General features: G+C 74.8%; 12 protein-coding genes. 11 read left to right on the forward strand and 1 reads right to left on the reverse strand.

Annotation, left to right across the window (positions count from 1 at the left end; translation table 11 throughout):
* The first annotated feature begins 308 nt into the window (after positions 1–308).
* From groL to MJ876_RS22290, 11 genes are all read left to right on the forward strand, one after another.
* The gene (gene groL / locus MJ876_RS14120) at positions 309–1,934 is read left to right on the forward strand and encodes a chaperonin GroEL (RefSeq protein WP_240237128.1); all 1,626 of its coding nucleotides are present in this window, start codon (positions 309–311) and stop codon (positions 1,932–1,934) included.
* Positions 1,935–2,221: 287 nt separating this feature from the next.
* Positions 2,222–3,742 carry a hypothetical protein gene (locus MJ876_RS14125; RefSeq protein WP_240237130.1) on the forward strand — a complete coding sequence of 507 codons (1,521 nt, stop codon included), beginning with the start codon at positions 2,222–2,224 and terminating at the stop codon, positions 3,740–3,742.
* 74 nt (positions 3,743–3,816) lie between these two features.
* Positions 3,817–4,827, forward strand: coding sequence for a hypothetical protein (locus tag MJ876_RS14130; RefSeq protein ID WP_240237132.1), 1,011 nt, complete (start codon positions 3,817–3,819; stop codon positions 4,825–4,827).
* Positions 4,828–4,898: 71 nt separating this feature from the next.
* Entirely contained in the window at positions 4,899–5,876 is a 978-nt protein-coding gene (locus tag MJ876_RS14135) for a hypothetical protein (RefSeq protein ID WP_240237134.1), read from the forward strand.
* Positions 5,877–5,990: 114 nt separating this feature from the next.
* Positions 5,991–6,710: a hypothetical protein gene (locus tag MJ876_RS14140; protein WP_240237136.1), complete on the forward strand. Its 720-nt coding sequence runs from the start codon at positions 5,991–5,993 to the stop codon at positions 6,708–6,710.
* A gap of 7 nt (positions 6,711–6,717) precedes the next feature.
* Positions 6,718–8,247, forward strand: coding sequence for an O-antigen ligase (locus MJ876_RS22285; protein ID WP_240237138.1), 1,530 nt, complete (start codon positions 6,718–6,720; stop codon positions 8,245–8,247).
* The gene (locus MJ876_RS14150) at positions 8,244–9,317 is read left to right on the forward strand and encodes a glycosyltransferase family 4 protein (protein ID WP_240237141.1); all 1,074 of its coding nucleotides are present in this window, start codon (positions 8,244–8,246) and stop codon (positions 9,315–9,317) included. Before MJ876_RS22285 ends, MJ876_RS14150 begins: the two co-directional genes overlap by 4 nt.
* Entirely contained in the window at positions 9,314–11,707 is a 2,394-nt protein-coding gene (locus tag MJ876_RS14155) for a glycosyltransferase (protein ID WP_240237143.1), read from the forward strand. The genes MJ876_RS14150 and MJ876_RS14155 overlap by 4 nt, the downstream gene beginning before the upstream one ends.
* Positions 11,704–12,951: a glycosyltransferase family 4 protein gene (locus tag MJ876_RS14160; protein WP_240237145.1), complete on the forward strand. Its 1,248-nt coding sequence runs from the start codon at positions 11,704–11,706 to the stop codon at positions 12,949–12,951. Before MJ876_RS14155 ends, MJ876_RS14160 begins: the two co-directional genes overlap by 4 nt.
* Positions 12,948–13,952: a glycosyltransferase family 2 protein gene (locus MJ876_RS14165; protein ID WP_240237147.1), complete on the forward strand. Its 1,005-nt coding sequence runs from the start codon at positions 12,948–12,950 to the stop codon at positions 13,950–13,952. Before MJ876_RS14160 ends, MJ876_RS14165 begins: the two co-directional genes overlap by 4 nt.
* Positions 13,949–15,145, forward strand: a complete 1,197-nt coding sequence (locus tag MJ876_RS22290) for a glycosyltransferase family 4 protein (protein WP_240237149.1) — start codon at positions 13,949–13,951, stop codon at positions 15,143–15,145. Before MJ876_RS14165 ends, MJ876_RS22290 begins: the two co-directional genes overlap by 4 nt.
* 225 nt (positions 15,146–15,370) lie before the next feature.
* Here the strand turns inward: MJ876_RS22290 and MJ876_RS14175 are convergent, their stop codons facing one another.
* Positions 15,371–16,939, reverse strand: a complete 1,569-nt coding sequence (locus MJ876_RS14175) for an oligosaccharide flippase family protein (RefSeq protein WP_240237151.1) — start codon at positions 16,937–16,939, stop codon at positions 15,371–15,373.
* Positions 16,940–17,069 lie beyond the last annotated feature (130 nt).

Consider the following 17,069-nt stretch of genomic DNA (forward strand, 5'->3'; position numbering starts at 1 on the left):
CCCCCCCCCGCCGCCCCCCCCCCCCCGTCCCCCCCCCCCCCCCGGCTGTTGGGGGGGGGGCCCCCCACGACTCGTGATGTTCTCGTGAGGAACTGCCCCGGGGGTTCGGTGAGCCCCACCGGAGGCGTTTGCACTCGCCTGGGCCGAGTGCTAGACATTGTGTTGGCAGTCTCACCACGAGAGTGCCAATCCGGACCGGTCAGCTGAGGTCCGCCGCCGCCGCGGGAAGGGTCCGTGGCGCGAGGTGGGCCGTCCGTCGCGGGCAGCCCCGGACCACCCCAGACACTCTGTTGAGAGATGCAGGAGCCATGCCGAAGCTGATTGCTTTCAACGAGGAGGCCCGGCGCGGCCTGGAGCGTGGCATGAACACGCTCGCCGACGCCGTCAAGGTCACCCTCGGCCCCAAGGGCCGCAACGTCGTCCTCGAGAAGAAGTGGGGCGCGCCCACCATCACCAACGATGGTGTGAGCATCGCCAAGGAGATCGAGCTCGAAGACCCGTACGAGAAGATCGGTGCCGAGCTCGTCAAGGAGGTCGCCAAGAAGACCGACGACGTCGCCGGCGACGGCACCACCACCGCCACCGTCCTCGCCCAGGCCATGGTCCGCGAGGGCCTGCGCAACGTCGCCGCCGGCGCGAACCCGATGGCGCTGAAGCGCGGCATCGAGCAGGCCGTCGCCAACGTCTCCGAGCAGCTGCTCGGCATGGCGAAGGACGTCGAGACCAAGGAGCAGATCGCCGCCACCGCGGGCATCTCCGCGGGCGACCTGTCCGTCGGCGAGCTCATCGCCGAGGCGATGGACAAGGTCGGCAAGGAAGGCGTCATCACCGTCGAGGAGTCGAACACCTTCGGGCTCGACCTCGAGCTCACCGAGGGCATGCGCTTCGACAAGGGCTACATCTCGGCGTACTTCGCGACCGACATGGAGCGCATGGAGGCCGTCCTCGACGACCCCTACGTGCTGATCGTCAACTCGAAGGTCTCGTCGGTGAAGGACCTGCTCCCGCTGCTGGAGAAGGTCATGCAGGCCGGCAAGCCGCTGCTGATCATCGCCGAGGACACCGACGGCGAGGCGCTGTCCACCCTCGTGGTGAACAAGATCAAGGGCACCTTCAAGTCCGTCGCCGTCAAGGCCCCGGGCTTCGGTGACCGACGCAAGGCCATGCTGCAGGACATCGCGATCCTCACCGGCGGTCAGGTCATCTCCGAGGAGGTCGGCCTCAAGCTGGAGAACGCCGGCGTCGAGCTGCTCGGCCAGGCCCGCAAGGTCGTCATCACCAAGGACGAGACCACCATCGTCGAGGGCGCCGGCGACCAGGCCCAGATCGAGGGCCGGGTCAACCAGATCCGCGCGGAGATCGAGAACTCCGACTCCGACTACGACCGCGAGAAGCTCCAGGAGCGCCTCGCCAAGCTGGCCGGCGGCGTCGCCGTCATCAAGGTCGGCGCGGCCACCGAGGTCGAGCTCAAGGAGCGCAAGCACCGCATCGAGGACGCCGTCCGCAACGCGAAGGCGGCCGTCGAGGAGGGCATCGTCGCCGGCGGCGGCGTCGCCCTGGTGCAGGCCTCCGACCGTGCCTTCGAGAAGAACGACCTCGAGGGCGACGAGGCGACCGGTGCGCAGATCGTGCGCCTGGCCACCGAGGCCCCGCTGAAGCAGATCGCCGTGAACGCCGGCCTCGAGGGCGGCGTCGTGGCGGAGAAGGTCCGCAACCTGGAGGCCGGTCACGGCCTCAACGCGGCCACCGGCGAGTACGTCGACATGCTGGCCGCCGGCATCAACGACCCGGTGAAGGTCACCCGCTCGGCGCTGCAGAACGCCGCGTCGATCGCCGCGCTGTTCCTCACCACCGAGGCCGTCGTGGCCGACAAGCCGGAGAAGGCCGCCCCCGCGGGCGACCCGACCGGCGGCATGGGCGGCATGGACTTCTGAGTCCCGTCTGCTGCCAGAGGCAGCAGCGCCCGCTCCGCGCAGCACGTCGGCAGGGCCCCCGTCACTCGTGACGGGGGCCCTGTCGCGTACCCGGGGGACGGGGTGAGGGATCTCCCTCGACTTTCCTGGGCATCACCGGGCAGTTCGGCGAATTGCAGGACTCTTGCGGAAAAGCGATCTACCGTCTTGAGGTAGTTCCAGCTCCCCCCACCGCCCCGGCGTCCGGGCCCCGCGGCGATCGCCCCCTGGAGTTCTCCATGCCCTGCTTCCGCATGCCCTGGTCCCGCATGCCCTGGCCCCGCCTGTCCGGTGTCGTGGCCACCGGCGCCGTCGGTCTGGTGGCCGCCGGTCTGCTGGCGCCCGCCACCGCAGGCGCGGAGGAGCCGGACCTCCGGGTCGGGTCGAACCTGTCGCCGAACCCGGTCCTGGCGCAGCACCGCGACGGCTGGCGGCTGGACGGCGACGGCACCTCGGCCCGGGTCGCCGTCGTCCGCAAGGAGGCGCGCCACGCGCTCCGGGTCGACGGCCCGCGCGGACCCGTGCGCGTGACCGCCCCCGTGACACCGCTGCCCGACGCCGTGACCCGCATCGGTCTCGGTCTCGACGTCAAGGCCGCCGCCGGCACCGCGACCGACCTCGTGACCACCTTCCTCGGCCCCACCGGCGAGCAGCTCTCCACCGTCACCTTCCGCCGGCTCACGGGCCCGCTGTGGCGGAGCCTCGCCGCCGAGGCGGACGTGCCCGACGAGGCCACCGGCGTCGCCGTCGGCGTCGTCGTCCGCGGACTCCACGGCCGCGCCGTCCAGGTGACCCGCCACCTGGCGTCCATCAGCTCCCTCGCACCGCAGCCCGAGCCCGAGCCGGAGCCGGAGCCGGAGCCGGAGCCCGAGCCGGAGCCCGAGCCGGAGCCGGAGCCGGAGCCGGAGCCCGTCGTCCTCGACAACAGCGTCACCCAGCCCGGCCTCGTGGCGTACGGCGCCGCCCGCCACGCCCTGCCCTACGCCCAGGAGGGGGCCCTGGTCATCGCCGGTCGCGACAACTACGGGGCCCCGGAGATGAAGCAGGTCTCCGAGGCCGGCGGGACCGTGCTGGTCTACCTCGACGTCGTCATCGACAACGACCACGGCCGCTACCACCAGCTCCTGAACGAGCCGGGCGCCTGCGGCCCGGAGTCCACGCAGCGGTGGCCCGGTGACGTGCGCGCCAACGACTGGGGGTACCTCAACGACTTCCGGCCCGGATCGGTCGTCCAGCAGAAGCTCGAGTGCGTCCTGGAGGCGATGGTGCGCGAGAACCCGCACATCGGCGGCTTCTTCGCCGACGACCTCGGCTCCCGCTCCTGGTTCGGTGGCTTCAGCTGGTCCTCCTTCGGTGCGCAGAACCAGCAGGCCTACCGCGACGGCGCCATCGCGGCCTCCCGGACCTTCCGCCGGGTCGCCGACCGTCACGGCCTGATCTTCATGGTCAACGGCACCTGGCAGGGCGGGTCCACCGCGACCAACGGCGGCGGCTACCCGAACCAGGCCGAGCACGGCAACGCGCTGGCCGACGGCACGTTCGCCGAGAACCACACCGCCGACGCCTACTGGGGCCGGGCCTACCCCTGCGCGCCGCAGTGGGCCACCCAGTCGCCGGTCACCCGCGGCACCGCCTTCAACTTCGCCGTCCACCGCGACGACCGAGTCCGCGCCGACTTCACCCGGACCGGCTGCTACGCCTTCGCCGCCACCCACCAGCTCTACGACACCGCGCCCGTCTGGGGCCCGTTCCGTCGTACCGGGCTCCCCACCCACGTCCGGCGGCCCTGACCGGCCGACGGCAGCACCACCCGCACCACCAGCAGACCCCCCAGCAGCACCCCCCACCCCCCTCGGAGCCCCCCATGCTCGGACGCACCACCCGCCGGTTCAGGACCGGCGTCCTCGCCCTCGCCCTCGCCACCGCCCTCACCGGGCTACTCGCCCCCGGCGGCGCCTCCGCCCTCGGCCGGTCGGCCGAGGCCCAGGGCAAGCCCCGGCTCGACAACTCCCACACGCAGCCCGCCCTCGTCGCGTACGGCGCCCCGCAGCACGCGGAGCCCTACGCCCGGCGCGGCTCGCTGGTGATCGCGGGCCGGGAGAACTTCGGCTCACCCGCGATGAAGGACGTCTCCCGCGCCGGGGGCACCGTGCTGGTGTACCTCGACCCGATCATCGACAACGACTACGGCCGCTACCACCAGATGCTCAACAACCCGTCGCGGTGCGGCAGCGGCTCGACCCGTCGCTGGCCCGGGAACATCCGCGCCAACGACTGGGGCTACCTCAACGACTTCCGACCCGGGTCGACGCTGCAGCGCAAGCTCGGCTGCGTCCTGCGCACCATCGCCCGGGAGAACCCCCACATCGGTGGCTTCTTCGCCGACGACGTCGGGTCGAGGTCGTGGTTCCCCGGCTTCGACTGGAACCGGTTCGGCGCCGCCAACCAGCGGGCCTACCGCGCCGGGGCGATCGCCGTCATGAAGACGTTCCGCCGCGTCGCCGACCGCTTCGGCCTCATCGTCATGGTCAACGGAACCTGGCAGGGCGGCTCGACCGCGGAGCACGGCGGCGGCTACCCGAACCAGTCGGCCAACGGCAACGCGCTGGCCGACGGCACGTTCGCGGAGAACCACACCGCGGACGCCTACTGGGGCAAGGCCTACCCCTGCGCGCCGCAGTGGGCGAACCGGTCGAGGACGACGCGCGGCAAGCACTTCAACTTCGCCGTCACCCGCGACGACTCCTCGCGCCAGGCGTTCGCCCGCACCGGGTGCTACGCGTTCGCCGCCACCCACCAGAGCTACGACTCGGCCCGGGTGTGGGGCCCGGCGCGACGCACCGGCCTGCCGCACCGGGTGACCAGGCCACGCTGAGCCGGGGGGGGCGCGACGGGGCCGGGCCCTCGGGCCCGGTCCCGTCCTCGCGCGCTCCGTACGCTGGACGCATGCGACGTCCGTGGCCGGCCGCGCTCGCGGCGTGCCTCGTCCTGCTCGCCGCGGGGTGCGCCGGCGAGGACCCGTCGTACGACGACTCCGGCGAGGCGCCGGTGTCCGCGGGCGGCGAGGTGACGCAGCCGGCGACCCTCGCCTACGGCCCGCCGCGGGGGGTCGAGGAGTACGCCGAGCCCGGGGCGCTGGTCGTCGCCGGGCGGGACAACTACGGCGACCGGGCGTTCCGCGACGTCGCGGCCGCCGGCGGGACCGTCCTGGTCTACCTGGACCCGGTCATCGACAACGACCACGGCCGCTACCACGAGCTGCTCCTGCGGGAGTCCGCGTGCGGCCCCGCCGTCGCGGCGTGGCCGGGGGAGCCGGGCGCCAACGAGTACGGCGACCTGAACGACTTCCGGCCGGGCACGGTGCTGCAGGACAAGCTGCGCTGCGTGCTCGAGACCATGGTCGAGGAGAACCCCCAGATGGGCGGGTGGTTCCTCGACGACGTCGGCTCGCGCTCGTACTTCCCGGAGACCGACTGGGAGTCCTGGAGCGCCGAGGACCAGCAGGCCTACCGCGACGGGGCCATCGAGATCACGCGCACGGCCCGCGAGGTGGCCGACGAGCACGGCCTCATCTTCCTCGTCAACGGCACCTGGGGTGCCGGCGGCCTCGCCGAGGCCGGCGGGGGATACCCGGACGCCGAGCGCCCGGGCAACGCCCTGGCCGACGGCGGCTTCGTGGAGAACCAGGACGAGAACCTGGAGTACTTCGCGCCGTACGCCTGCGACGGCCAGTGGGCCGAGGACTCGCCCGTCACGCGGGGCGAGGCCGTGAACTTCGCCGTCACCGAGACCGTCGGGGCCCGCGACGCCTACATCGAGTCCGGCTGCTTCGCCTACGTGCAGCGCCACGACAGCTACGAGGTCACGGTGCCGCCCTGGGCGGGGTTCCGCGACCGGGGACTGCCCTCGGGCGTGAGCGGGTAGCCGCCGGCGGATAGTGAGGAGTTCCTCCCGGGAGGCGTCCCCGCGTCCTTACACTGACGGAGCAGTCCGGCACCCGCCGGCGCATGGGGGAGTGGCCGAGGGGGCGCACCAGGGATGTCCGAGCCCAAGGAACGCACGACGCGTCGCGAGCGGGACCTGCTCGTCGCGCTGATGGCCGACGTCCGCGACTACCGCTGGGTCGTGGTCGTCGTCCTGCTCCTCGCCCTGGGCGGAGCGGTGGCGGCGACGGTGCTGTCACCCACGACCTACACCGGACGATCCTCGCTCATCGTCAGCTCCAACGACCGCTCCCCGGACCAGGACGCCGTCCTCGTCCAGGGGTACGTCGACTACTTCGACGACGTCGCCTACCAGGCCCAGATCCTCGAGCAGGCGGGCGTCGAGGGGGACGTCACCATCGAGGCGCGCTCCGCCGCCTCCAGCCCGATCATGATCATCGAGGCCACCGCGGACGACGCCGACGTGGCCGCCGACGCCTCCTCGGCCGTCGCCCAGGCCTTCCGCGACAGCATCAACGCGGTGCGGCTCGACGAGAAGCAGGCCCAGATGGAGCAGCTGCAGAGCCGTCTCGACGCCCGTCGCCGCGCCGACGGGGCGGAGTCGGGCGGGGTCGCGACCCTGCGGGGCGAGCTGCTGCGCGTCGAGGCGGACCGGACCGACGAGCTGCAGGACCTCCAGCTCGACGGCGGCGTGTCCGAGAACGCCGCCGACCCCGTGACCAACCTCGGCCTCGGGCTGGTCGGCGGGCTCGTCCTGGGGGTCTGCGCCGCCGCCGCCACCGGGGCCCTCGCCCGCCGGCGGGGCCGGCGGTGACCCCCGCGTGACCTCGACCGCCGAGTCGACCGCCGGCCCGCCCCCGCCCCCGGGCCCGCCGGCCGACCCGGCGTCCGCGGGCGAGGTCGCGCCGTCCTCGACCGTCCCGGGTCTGGTCGTGCTCGCGGTGGTCGGCCTGGTCGTCGCGGGCGTGATCGTCGTCGCCCCCGCCCAGTACGGACTGCTCGTGCTGATGGCGGCGATCGCGCTGGTCGCCGTCGTCCTCGGCCTGGCCAGCCCGGCGCTGGCCGCCGCCTACCTCCTCGTCTCCGCGTTCCTGCGGCAGGCGCTGCCCACGGGGCCGCTGCCCACCGACGCCTTCGTCCTCGCGTTCGGCGGGCTGCTGGCCGCCCTGCTGGTCCGCCGGGTCCAGGGGGCCCGGTCGGTGCCCGTCGGCCGCCTCGGGTACGTCGTCGCGGCGTACGTGGCCTGGACCCTCTTCTCGGCGGTGTCCGCCCACACCTACGACGCCGTCTTCCCCTCCGACGGCACCGAGATCGACCTGCTCCGCTTCGTCCTCGTCGGGACGGTGATGCCCCTCGTGGTCCTGCTCGTCGGGATCGCGGTCCTGAGCCGCTCCGGCGGCGTCGAGGTGCTCGTCCGCACCACGCTGCTGATCGGCGGCTACTCGGCGTACGTGTCGATCATGCAGTTCCACGGGCCGGCCGCCCTGGTCTGGCCGTCGTACGCCGCGGGCAGCGACGTGTGGGTGGGCCGCGCCATCGGCGTGGTCAACCAGCCCGCCGCCCACGGCCTGCTGCTCGTCGTGGGGTACGTCGTCGCGCTGATGGTCGCCTCCGAGCCGTGGCGCGCCCGGACCACGCGGGTCGGTGCGGCGCTGCTGGCCCTCGCGTGCGCCTACTCGGTCTTCCTCACCTACACCCGGGCCGTGTACGTCGCCCTCGCCCTGGTCGTGGTGCTCGGCGTCTGGCTCGCGCGGGGCTGGCGCACCGGCTTCGTCCTCACCGGGCTCGTCGGCGTCGCCGGGGCGGCCGCGAACTTCGCCAGCCTGGCCACGACCAGCCGCGAGACCGGCGGCATCGGGTCGACCAACGAGATCGACGACCGCCTCAACATCAACGCGACCGGGGTGTGGGCGACCCTCAGGGAGCCGGTGACGGGGTGGGGCGTGGGCCGCTTCGGTGCCGTCAACACCTACCACCACCAGCAGTTCTCGCCCGAGATCCCGTGGGAGCGCGGCTACGCGATCGCCGCGCACAACGACCTGCTCGCCGTGTCGTCCGAGCTGGGCCTGGTCGGGGCGGCACTGTGGCTGACGATCGTCGTCGTGGTCGCCGTGCGGCTCGTGCGGGGACTGCGGCGGACCTCGGGGGACCCGACCCGGGGCCGCCTCGTGCTCGTGGCGCTGCTCGCCTACGTCTCCTGGATCGTCTCGGGGCTCCTCGTCGACCAGCGCTTCTTCGACGTGTCGAACCTGCTCGTGATGGCGCTGGTGGGGGCCGCCATCGGTGTCGCGGAGCGGACCGTCGTCCCCCGCTCCCACCCCGTCCGCGGCGACGAGGCGGTCCCCGCGTGAGCGCACGCCGCCGGGTCCTGTGGATCTCCACCAGCACCGCCACCCGCGGCGGCATCGCCAGCTACGTCCGGTCCTTGCGGACCACCCCGCTGTGGACGCGCTGGTCGGTCGTCCACGTCGCCACCCACGAGGACGGGTCGACGGCCCGCAAGGTGGTCCGCTTCCTCCTCGGCGCCCTCCAGGTGCTGCTGCGCCTGGCGCTGCGCCCGCCCCCGCTGGTCCACGTCCACACCTCGACGCGGGGCAGCTTCGTGCGCAAGTCGCTGCTCGCCCGGGCGGCCGTCCTGCGTGGCGTGCCCGTGGTCCTGCACGTGCACGGGGGCGCGTTCGACAGCTACCACGACCGGGCGCCGCGGCCGCTCCGGCGCTGGATCCGCACGACGCTCGAGGCCGTCGACGTCGTCGTCGCGCTCGGCCCGAGCTGGGCGACGGTGCTGCAGCGGATCGCCCCGGGCGCCCAGGTGGTCGTCGTCCCGAACGCCGTCGAGCCGGGGCCCGCCCCGGCCCCCGCCGACCGCGGGGGTGCGCCGACCACCGTCCTGTTCCTCGGGCAGGTCAGCGCGCTCAAGAACGTCCCGCTGCTCGTCGACGCCTGGGCGAAGGTCCGCACCGACCTGCACACGCCCGCGAGGCTCGTCGTGGCCGGCGACGGCGACGACCTCGACCGGGTCGGGGCGGCGGTGGCCCGTCACGGTCTCGGTGCGGACGTCGAGCTGCGTGGCTGGGTGCCACCGGCGGAGGTCGACGGCCTGCTCGCCGCGGCCGACGTCCTCGTGCTGCCGTCGCGGTGGGAGGGTCAGCCGATGGCGGTCCTCGAGGCGATGGCCCGCGGCCTGGCCGTGGTCGCGACGGAGGTCGGCGGGGTCGTCGACCTCGTCGACGCCGACAGCGGCCTGCTGGTGCCCCCCGACGACGTCGACGCCCTGGCGGGAGCGCTGCGGACGGTGCTGGACGACGCCGCACTCCGCGCGCGGCTCGGCGCCGGCGGTCGGCGGCGGGTCGAGGCCGAGTTCTCCGTCGACCGCACCTGGCGCACCCTCGACGACCTCTACCGCGGGCTCGTCCGATGAGCAGCCCGACCGGCGGCGCCGGTGGTGACCCGCGACCCCTGCGCGTCACCTTCGTCGTGCCCGACCTCGCGGTCGGCGGGGCCGAGCGCCACGTCGTCGACCTGCTGACCCGGCTCGACCGTGACGTCGTGGAGCCGCGGGTCGTCTGCCTGGGCGAGCCCGGCCGGCTGTTCGACGCCGCGGCCGGGGTCGCGCCGGCCACGTCCTTCGGCCACGCCCGTCGCGACGTCCTGCGCAGCGTGGTCGCCCTCGCCCGACAGCTGCGGGCCTCCGGCACCGACGTCGTCGTCGCCCGGGGCTACAGCGCCGAGCTCGTGGGCCGGGTGGCCGCCACCCTCGCCCGGGTCCCGCGCTCGGTCGTGTGGGTCCACAACTGCGGCTCCCTGACGCCCCGCGGCCGGCTCCGGGCGCTCGCCGACCGTCTGCTCGACCCCGTCACGGACGCCTACTTCGGCGTCGCCGACCGCCAGGTGCCCTACCTCGTCGACGAGCTCGGCTACCCCGAGGCGAAGGTCCGCGTGCTCCACAACGGGGTGGACGTCGACGCCTTCGGCCGCCCCGAGGACCTCGCCGCCCGCGACGCGGTGCGCGCCGACCTGGGCCTGGCGCCGGACGACGTCGCGATCGGCATCCTCGCCGCGCTGCGTCCCGAGAAGGAGCACGAGCTGCTCCTGGCCGCCGTGCGCCGGGTGGTCGCCGTCGTCCCTCGCGCGCGGCTGGTGGTCGTCGGCGACGGCGACCGCCGCGCCGAGCTCGAGGCCCGTGCCGCCGCCCTCGGGCTGGGGGACGCCGTGGTCTTCGCCGGCTACCGCTCCGACGTGCCGCAGGTGCTGGCCGCGCTCGACGTGTCCACCCTCGCCTCCTCGGCGGTCGAGTGCTTCCCCATCTCCCTGCTCGAGGCGATGGCCACCGGCCTGCCGGCGGTCTGCACCGACGTCGGCGGCGTCGCCGAGATCCTCGTCGACGGCGAGACCGGGTTCCTCGTCGCCTCCCGCGACGAGGCGGCGCTGGCGGACAGGCTGGCCGCCCTCGCCGCCGACCCCGACCTGCGCCGGAGGATGGGGGCCGCCGGGCAGGCCCGGGTGCGGCAGCGCTTCACCCTGACCGCGAACGTCCGCGAGACCGAGCGACGGCTGGCGGGGCTGCGGCCCGCGGGACGACGCACGTCGGGCCGCGGCGGCCGGCCCGTCGAGCTGGCGATCGTCATGGACACGACCGCGGTGGGGGGCGCCGAGAACGTCGTCCTCGCCATGTGCGCGGCCCTCGACCCGGCCCGGGTGCGGGCCCGGCTGGTCTGCCTGCGCGAGGAGGGACCCCTGGCCGACGACTTCCGCCGCGTCGGCGTCCCGGTGACCGCGCTGCGCCGGACCGGCCGCTTCGACCTGCGCACCGTGCCCCGGCTGGTCCGCGCCCTGCGGGGTGCCGACGCCGTCCTGGTCTCGCACCACCACCGTGCGTCCCTCGTCCTCGCCCGCGCCGCCGGACGGCTCGCGGGGGTGCGCCACGCGCTCGTCGCCGCGCACGACATGGGCCTCGTCGGGCTGGGCGGGCGGGTGCTGCCGGCCTCGACCGTCGCCACGCTCCGCTGGCTGGACGCCCTGGTCCTGCTCGCGCCCAGCCAGGGCCGCTACCTCCACGACGAGGAGGGGGTGGGCCGCCGTCCGTGGAGCCGGACCCGCGAGGTCGTCGTCCCGAACGGGATCGCGCTGCCACCGCCGGTCGCGGACGGCGCCCGCGAGGCCGCCCGGGCGACCCTCGGGCTGCCGCACGACGCGTTCGTCGTCGGCGTCGTCGCGCGCCTGTCGGCGCAGAAGGCCCACCACGTGCTGCTCGAGGCGTTCGTCTCGGTACGCGACGCCGTCCCCGGTGCCCGCCTGGTCGTCGTCGGCGAGGGCGACCGCGGCCCGGAGCTCGAGCGGCTCGCCCACGACCTCGGCCTCGCCGACGCCGTCCTGTTCACCGGCGTGCGCCGCGACGTGGCCGACCTGCTGCCGGGGTTCGACGTCCTCGCGCTGTCGTCGGTCCACGAGGCCGCCCCGCTCGTCGTCATCGAGGCGATGGCCGCCGGCCTCCCCGTGGTGGCCACCGACTGCGGCGCGCTGCGCGACATGGTCGACGACCCCGAGCAGGGCCGCCTCGTCGCCGTCGGGGACCGCCGCGCGCTGGCCGAGGCGCTCGTCGGTCTCGCGCGCGACCCCGACGGACGACGTCGCGCGGGCGCCGCCGCCCGCCGGCGGGCGGAGCGCGACTTCGACGTGGCCGCCACCGCCCGTGGGTACGAGGACCTGCTCGCCGAGGTGACCGGCCTCGCACCCGGGGAGGACCGCCCCCCTCACGACCGGCACGATCGTCCTGACCGGCACGACCGCCACGAGAGGCACGCCTCATGAGCTCCGCCCGCAGGGCACCCCACGTCCTGGTCCTGGTCGAGAACCTGTCGGTCCCGCTGGACCGCCGCGTGACCCAGGAGAGCCGCTGCCTCGTCGAGGCCGGCTACGACGTCACCGTCATCTGCCCGCAGGGCACCACCCAGGACACCGAGCCCGAGGCCGTCGTCGACGGCATCCGGGTGCTGCGCTACCCCCTCGTCGCCGCCACGGGCGGCGCGTCCGGCTACCCGCGGGAGTACGCCGTGGCGCTGTGGCACACCGTGCGCCTCGCCCTGAAGGTCCGCCGCCGCGGCCCGGTCGACGTCGTCCAGGCGTGCAACCCGCCGGACCTGCTGTTCCTGGTCGCGCTGCTGCTGCGGCCCCGCGGAGCCCGCTTCGTGTTCGACCACCACGACCTGGTCCCGGAGCTCTTCCTGTCGCGCTTCTCCGGCTCGCGCCGCGGCCTGCTCTACTGGGCGACACGCCTGGTCGAGCGCATCACCTTCGCGCTCGCCGACGGGGTGATCTCGACCAACGAGAGCTACCGCGAGGTCGCCGTGCGGCGGGGCGGGGTCGACCCGGCCTCGGTCACCGTCGTCCGCAGCGGGCCGGACCTCGCCCGCTTCACCCCCATGGCCCCCGACCCCGACCTGCGCCGCGGCAAGGAGCACCTGCTCGCCTACCTCGGCGTCATGGGCCCGCAGGACGGCGTCGACTACGCGCTGCGGGCCGTCGCCGCGCTGCGGGACCGCGGTCGCGACGACTTCCACTGCATCCTCATGGGGGCGGGCGACGCCCTCGACGACCTGCTGGAGCTCCGCGCCGAGCTGGGCCTGGACGACGTCGTGGAGTTCCCCGGCCGGGTCTCCGACGACTACGTGCGCCGCTGCCTGTCGACCGCGTCGGTGTGCCTCTCGCCGGACCCGAGGAACCCCCTGAACGACCTCTCGACGATGAACAAGGTCGTCGAGTACATGGCGATGGGGCGCCCCCTGGTGTCCTTCGACCTCAAGGAGGCGCGGGTCTCCGCCGCCGACGCCGCCCTCTACGCCGCCGACGACGACACCACGGTGTTCGCCGACGCCGTGGAGCGGCTCCTCGACGACCCGGCGCTGCGGGAGTCCATGGGACGGCGCGGTCGCGAGCGCGTCGAGCACGAGCTGTCCTGGGAGACCTCGCGTCGCCACCTGCTCGCCTTCTACGCCCGGCTGCTCGGGGACGCCGCTCCCCGCTCGGGCACCGGAGAGCACGGGAGGTCGGCGTGAGCACGACCGCGCCGGGACCGGGGCCGACCTTCAGCGTCCTCACCACGGCGTACCGCACCGAGGACACCGTGGGCCGCGCGATCGGTGCCGTGCTCGACCAGACGGTCGCCGACTGGGAGCTCGTCGTCGTCGACAACGGCCGCTCCGACGCGATGGCCGCCGTGGTCGCGCCGTTCACGGTCGACCCCCGCATCCACCTGGTCCGCCAGGAGAACCGCGGCGCCGCGGGCGGCATCGCCGCGGCCGCGACGCACGCCACGGGCCGGTGGCTCGTCGTCCTCAACTCCGACGACCACGTCGCCCCCACCTTCCTCGCCCGCATGCTCGAGGTGATCGCCGCCCACCCCGACGTGGCGGCGGTGACGTGCGACGCGGTGCGCTTCAGCGACACCGAGCCCGACCCGCCCGGCAGCTACCTGGAGACGGCGGGCCAGCGGGGGACCGCCGACCCGTCCCGGCCGCTCCGGGTCGCCGACGTGGTCGACGGGCCGTGCCCGTACTACACGGCGGCGATCCGTCGCGACGTGTGGGACTCCGTCGGCGGCATGACCAGCCTGCGGCCCGACACCAGCAAGGTCAGCGACCTCGACTTCTGGTTGCGGCTGCTCGTGACGGGCCACGACGTCAGGACCGTCCCCGACCGGCTCGGGCGCTTCCGGATCGAGGCCGGCTCCGTCAGCCGCCCGGACGACGACGCGGCCGCCGACGAGCTCGACGTCCAGGTCGAGGGCGTGCTGCGCCGTGCCGTCGAGCGGACCGGTGCGCCCGAGGACGAGGCGGCGCTCGAGCGGACCCTCGCCCGCCGCCGACGGGAGGCCGCCGTCCGGCACGCCCGCGCCGCGCTGCGCGAGGGCTCGACCGCCCGGGCCCGCCGCCACTACGACGAGGCGTGGCGCCTCGGCCCGGACGTGCGGCTCGCCGTCGTCCGTGCCGGTCTCCGCGTCGCGCCGCCCCTGGTCGGGCTGGCGTACCGGGTGAAGCAGCGGTGGGGACGACGGTGAGCACCCTCGTGCTCGCGTCGCGCGCCCCCACGTCGCCGACCAGCGGCTACGACCTGCGGGTCCGCAACCTCTGCGCCCACACCCCCGGTCCGGCGCACCTCGCCGTCGTCCGCCTCGCCCCCGACGACGAGCCGGACCGGCCCGCGAGCGGGACCCCGGTGGCGGGCTTCGCCTCGACGACCTGGGTCGACGACCTGCTCGTCGGGGCCACGAGCCCGAGGCGGCACCTGCGCCGCAGCGACGCGGACTGGCTCCGCACCTCGCGACCCGCCGCCCTCGCCGCCGCGAGGCGACGCCTCGACGCGCTCGTGGCCGAGCACGACGTCGACCTCGTCGTCGTCTTCGGGGGCGACCTGGCGGAGGCCGCCCCCGACGGGGCACGGCTGCGGCGGGTGCTCGACGTCTGCGACAGCACCACGCTGACCCGCCGCCGCGAGCTGGAGGTGTCGCCGCCCAGCGGGCCCCGCGCCCGGCTGCGGGACCGCCTCAGGATGGCTCGCACCCGTGCCCTCGAGGCCGGCCTGCCCGGCCGGTTCGACGAGGTCGTCACCATCAGCGCCCAGGACACCGCGGAGCTGGAGTCGCTCGCGGGCCCGGACGCCCGGGTGGCCACGGTGCCGAACGGCGTGGACGACCGCTTCCTGACCGGCATGCTGCCGCCGGGGTCCGCCCGCGCCGTGGGCTTCTGGGGCAACCTCGTCTTCGGGCCCAACCAGGAGGCGCTGCGCTGGTTCCTGGAGGCGGTGCACGCGCCGCTGCTGCGCGGGCAGGGGGTGCGGGTGCGGATCGCCGGACCGAACGCGCCCGACTGGCTCACCGCGGCCGCGGCCGCCGACCCCTCGGTCGAGCTCACCGGTTTCGTGCCCGACCTGGCCGAGGCCCTCGCCGACGTCCCCGTCGCGATCAACGCGATGCGCACCGGCAGCGGGCTGAAGAACAAGGTGCTCGAGGCGTTCGGCATGGGCCTGGTCGTCGTCACCACGACCCGCGGCATCGAGGCGGTGGGCGGCGCCCGCGACGGCGAGCACGTCCTCGTCGCCGACACCCCCGAGGGCCTCGCCTCCGCCGTCCTCCGGGTCCTCGACGAGGGCTCCGAGCGCGATCGACTCCGCACCGCCGCCCACGCCCTGCTGCAGTCTCACTATCGCTGGGAGGCGGTCGGCGCCCGCTGGCGCGCGCTGGTGGAGGGCTGACCGACACGGTGGTCACCAGGACCGCAGCCGGTCCAGGACGAGCTGTGCGAGAGAGAGGTTCGGAGTCGCACACGTCGCCCTGACCCGCCGGCACCAGACCCAGGGTCTCTCACCGTGGTCTCGACGACGCGCGCTCGCTGCGCTCGCGTGCTGCTCGACCACCGGTGGGGTGGTGGCCCGGGGACACGCGTGCGTCCGCCGCCGTCCGAGCCGGCGCGGGGTCGCTCAGCCGCGACGCAACACGGTCGCCACGACGGGGCGCGCGGCCTCGGTGACCGTGCGGGCGGCGCGGGGGGCCAGCACCCGCAGGAGCACGGCGTACGCCGCGAGGTAGACGAGGCCGTCCAGCAGCAGGAAGGCCAGGGCCACCCACAGCCCGCGGCCGGCGGAGTCGAGCACCAGGGACTCGAGGGCGTGGACGAGGCCACCCGCGAGGGCCGCCGCCACCACGGTCGGCAGCACCGCACCCAGCACCGGGCCCCACGCGAGGCCCAGCACGCTGCGCGCCATGGCGAGCAGCACGACCCCGGCGGCCAGTGACGTGAGGCTGACGGCGAGACCGACCCCGAGGAGGCCGGAGGTCCACGCGAGCAGCGCCAGGAGCCCGATGCCCAGGACCACCTCGACCCCGGTCACCCAGTTCAGCAGCGTCGTCCGGCCGGCGCCCTTGATCGCCTCGGCGGACGTCGAGATCGCCGTCCCCAGCCCGAGGCCCGCCATCCCGAGCAGGGCGACGCCGGCGCCGCGCCACTCCTCGCCCAGCACGACCACGACCATCGGCACGGCCACCGCGGCGAGGGCGGCGCTCATCGCCGCACCGACGACGACGACCAGGGTGAGGGCCCGCAGGTAGGCGGCCCGGAACCGCTCGAGGTCGCCGCTGATGCGGGAGTACGCCGGGAACAGCGAGTTGGCCCCCACCTCGACGATCACGCCGACCGGGATCATCGCGATCCGCTCGCCGTAGCGGTAGAGGCCGAGGTTCTGCACGCCGAGCAGGCCGCCGGTGATGAACGCCTGGACCGACTTCGCGCCCTGGTCGGCGAAGAGGCCGATCGCCAGCGGGGCGCCGTACCCGACGAGCTCGCGGTAGAGCCCCAGCGTCGGACGGCCCCGACCCGGGCGCCAGTCGCAGATCCACCACAGGGTCGCCACCCAGGTCAGCGTCGAGGCGTAGCTGCCGACCACCAGGCTCCACACCCCGAAGCCGGCCAGCGCCAGGCCCACCGACACGACGGCGAACACGACCGACACCGACGGGCCCACGACGAGGCGGCGCAGCACGCTGAACTGCCGCTGCAGCAGCGCCTCGGGCACGTTGACCAGCGACATGAGCAGGACCCCGCCCGCCATGCTCGCGGCGACGACGCCCGCGGTCCGGTCGTCGAAGACGTAGCCGATCACCGGCGCCGCGGCCAGCGCCAGCAGGGTCATCAGGGCGCCGGAGGCGAGCGTCGCGCGGAAGACGGTCTCGGCGGCGTCGTCCACCTCGCCGTCGCGGTGCACGAGCCCCGACCGCAGGCCACCCTCGACGAAGGTGGTCGCGAAGGCGGTCAGGACGCTCCCGGCGGCGAAGAGGCCGACCTCGGTGGGGGACAGGATCCGCGCGAGGACGACGGTCTGCACCATCGTGATGAGCTGTCCGACGACGATCGCGGCGGCGGACGCCGCGGCCACCCGGCCGATCCGCCTCCGCAGCCCGCTGGACCCGGCGGTCGCGGGGTCGTCGTCACCGACGGCGTCGGGCGCGGTCGCGGGGGCCGGGGAGTCGGTGGGGTCCGGACCGACCGTCACCGGAGGTGGTCCTGCTCGGCGGCACCGCGCGGGCGTGGGGTCGCGGGCACCCGCCAACTCTCCCACGAGCGCCCCGCCCCGCGAGGGCTAACCTCGCCCCGGCGCAGGTCGCGCCCGGGGTCGTGGACGA

Origin of the sequence: Nocardioides sp. CFH 31398 (assembly GCF_022436705.1) — a bacterium.
GTDB lineage: Bacteria > Actinomycetota > Actinomycetes > Propionibacteriales > Nocardioidaceae > Nocardioides.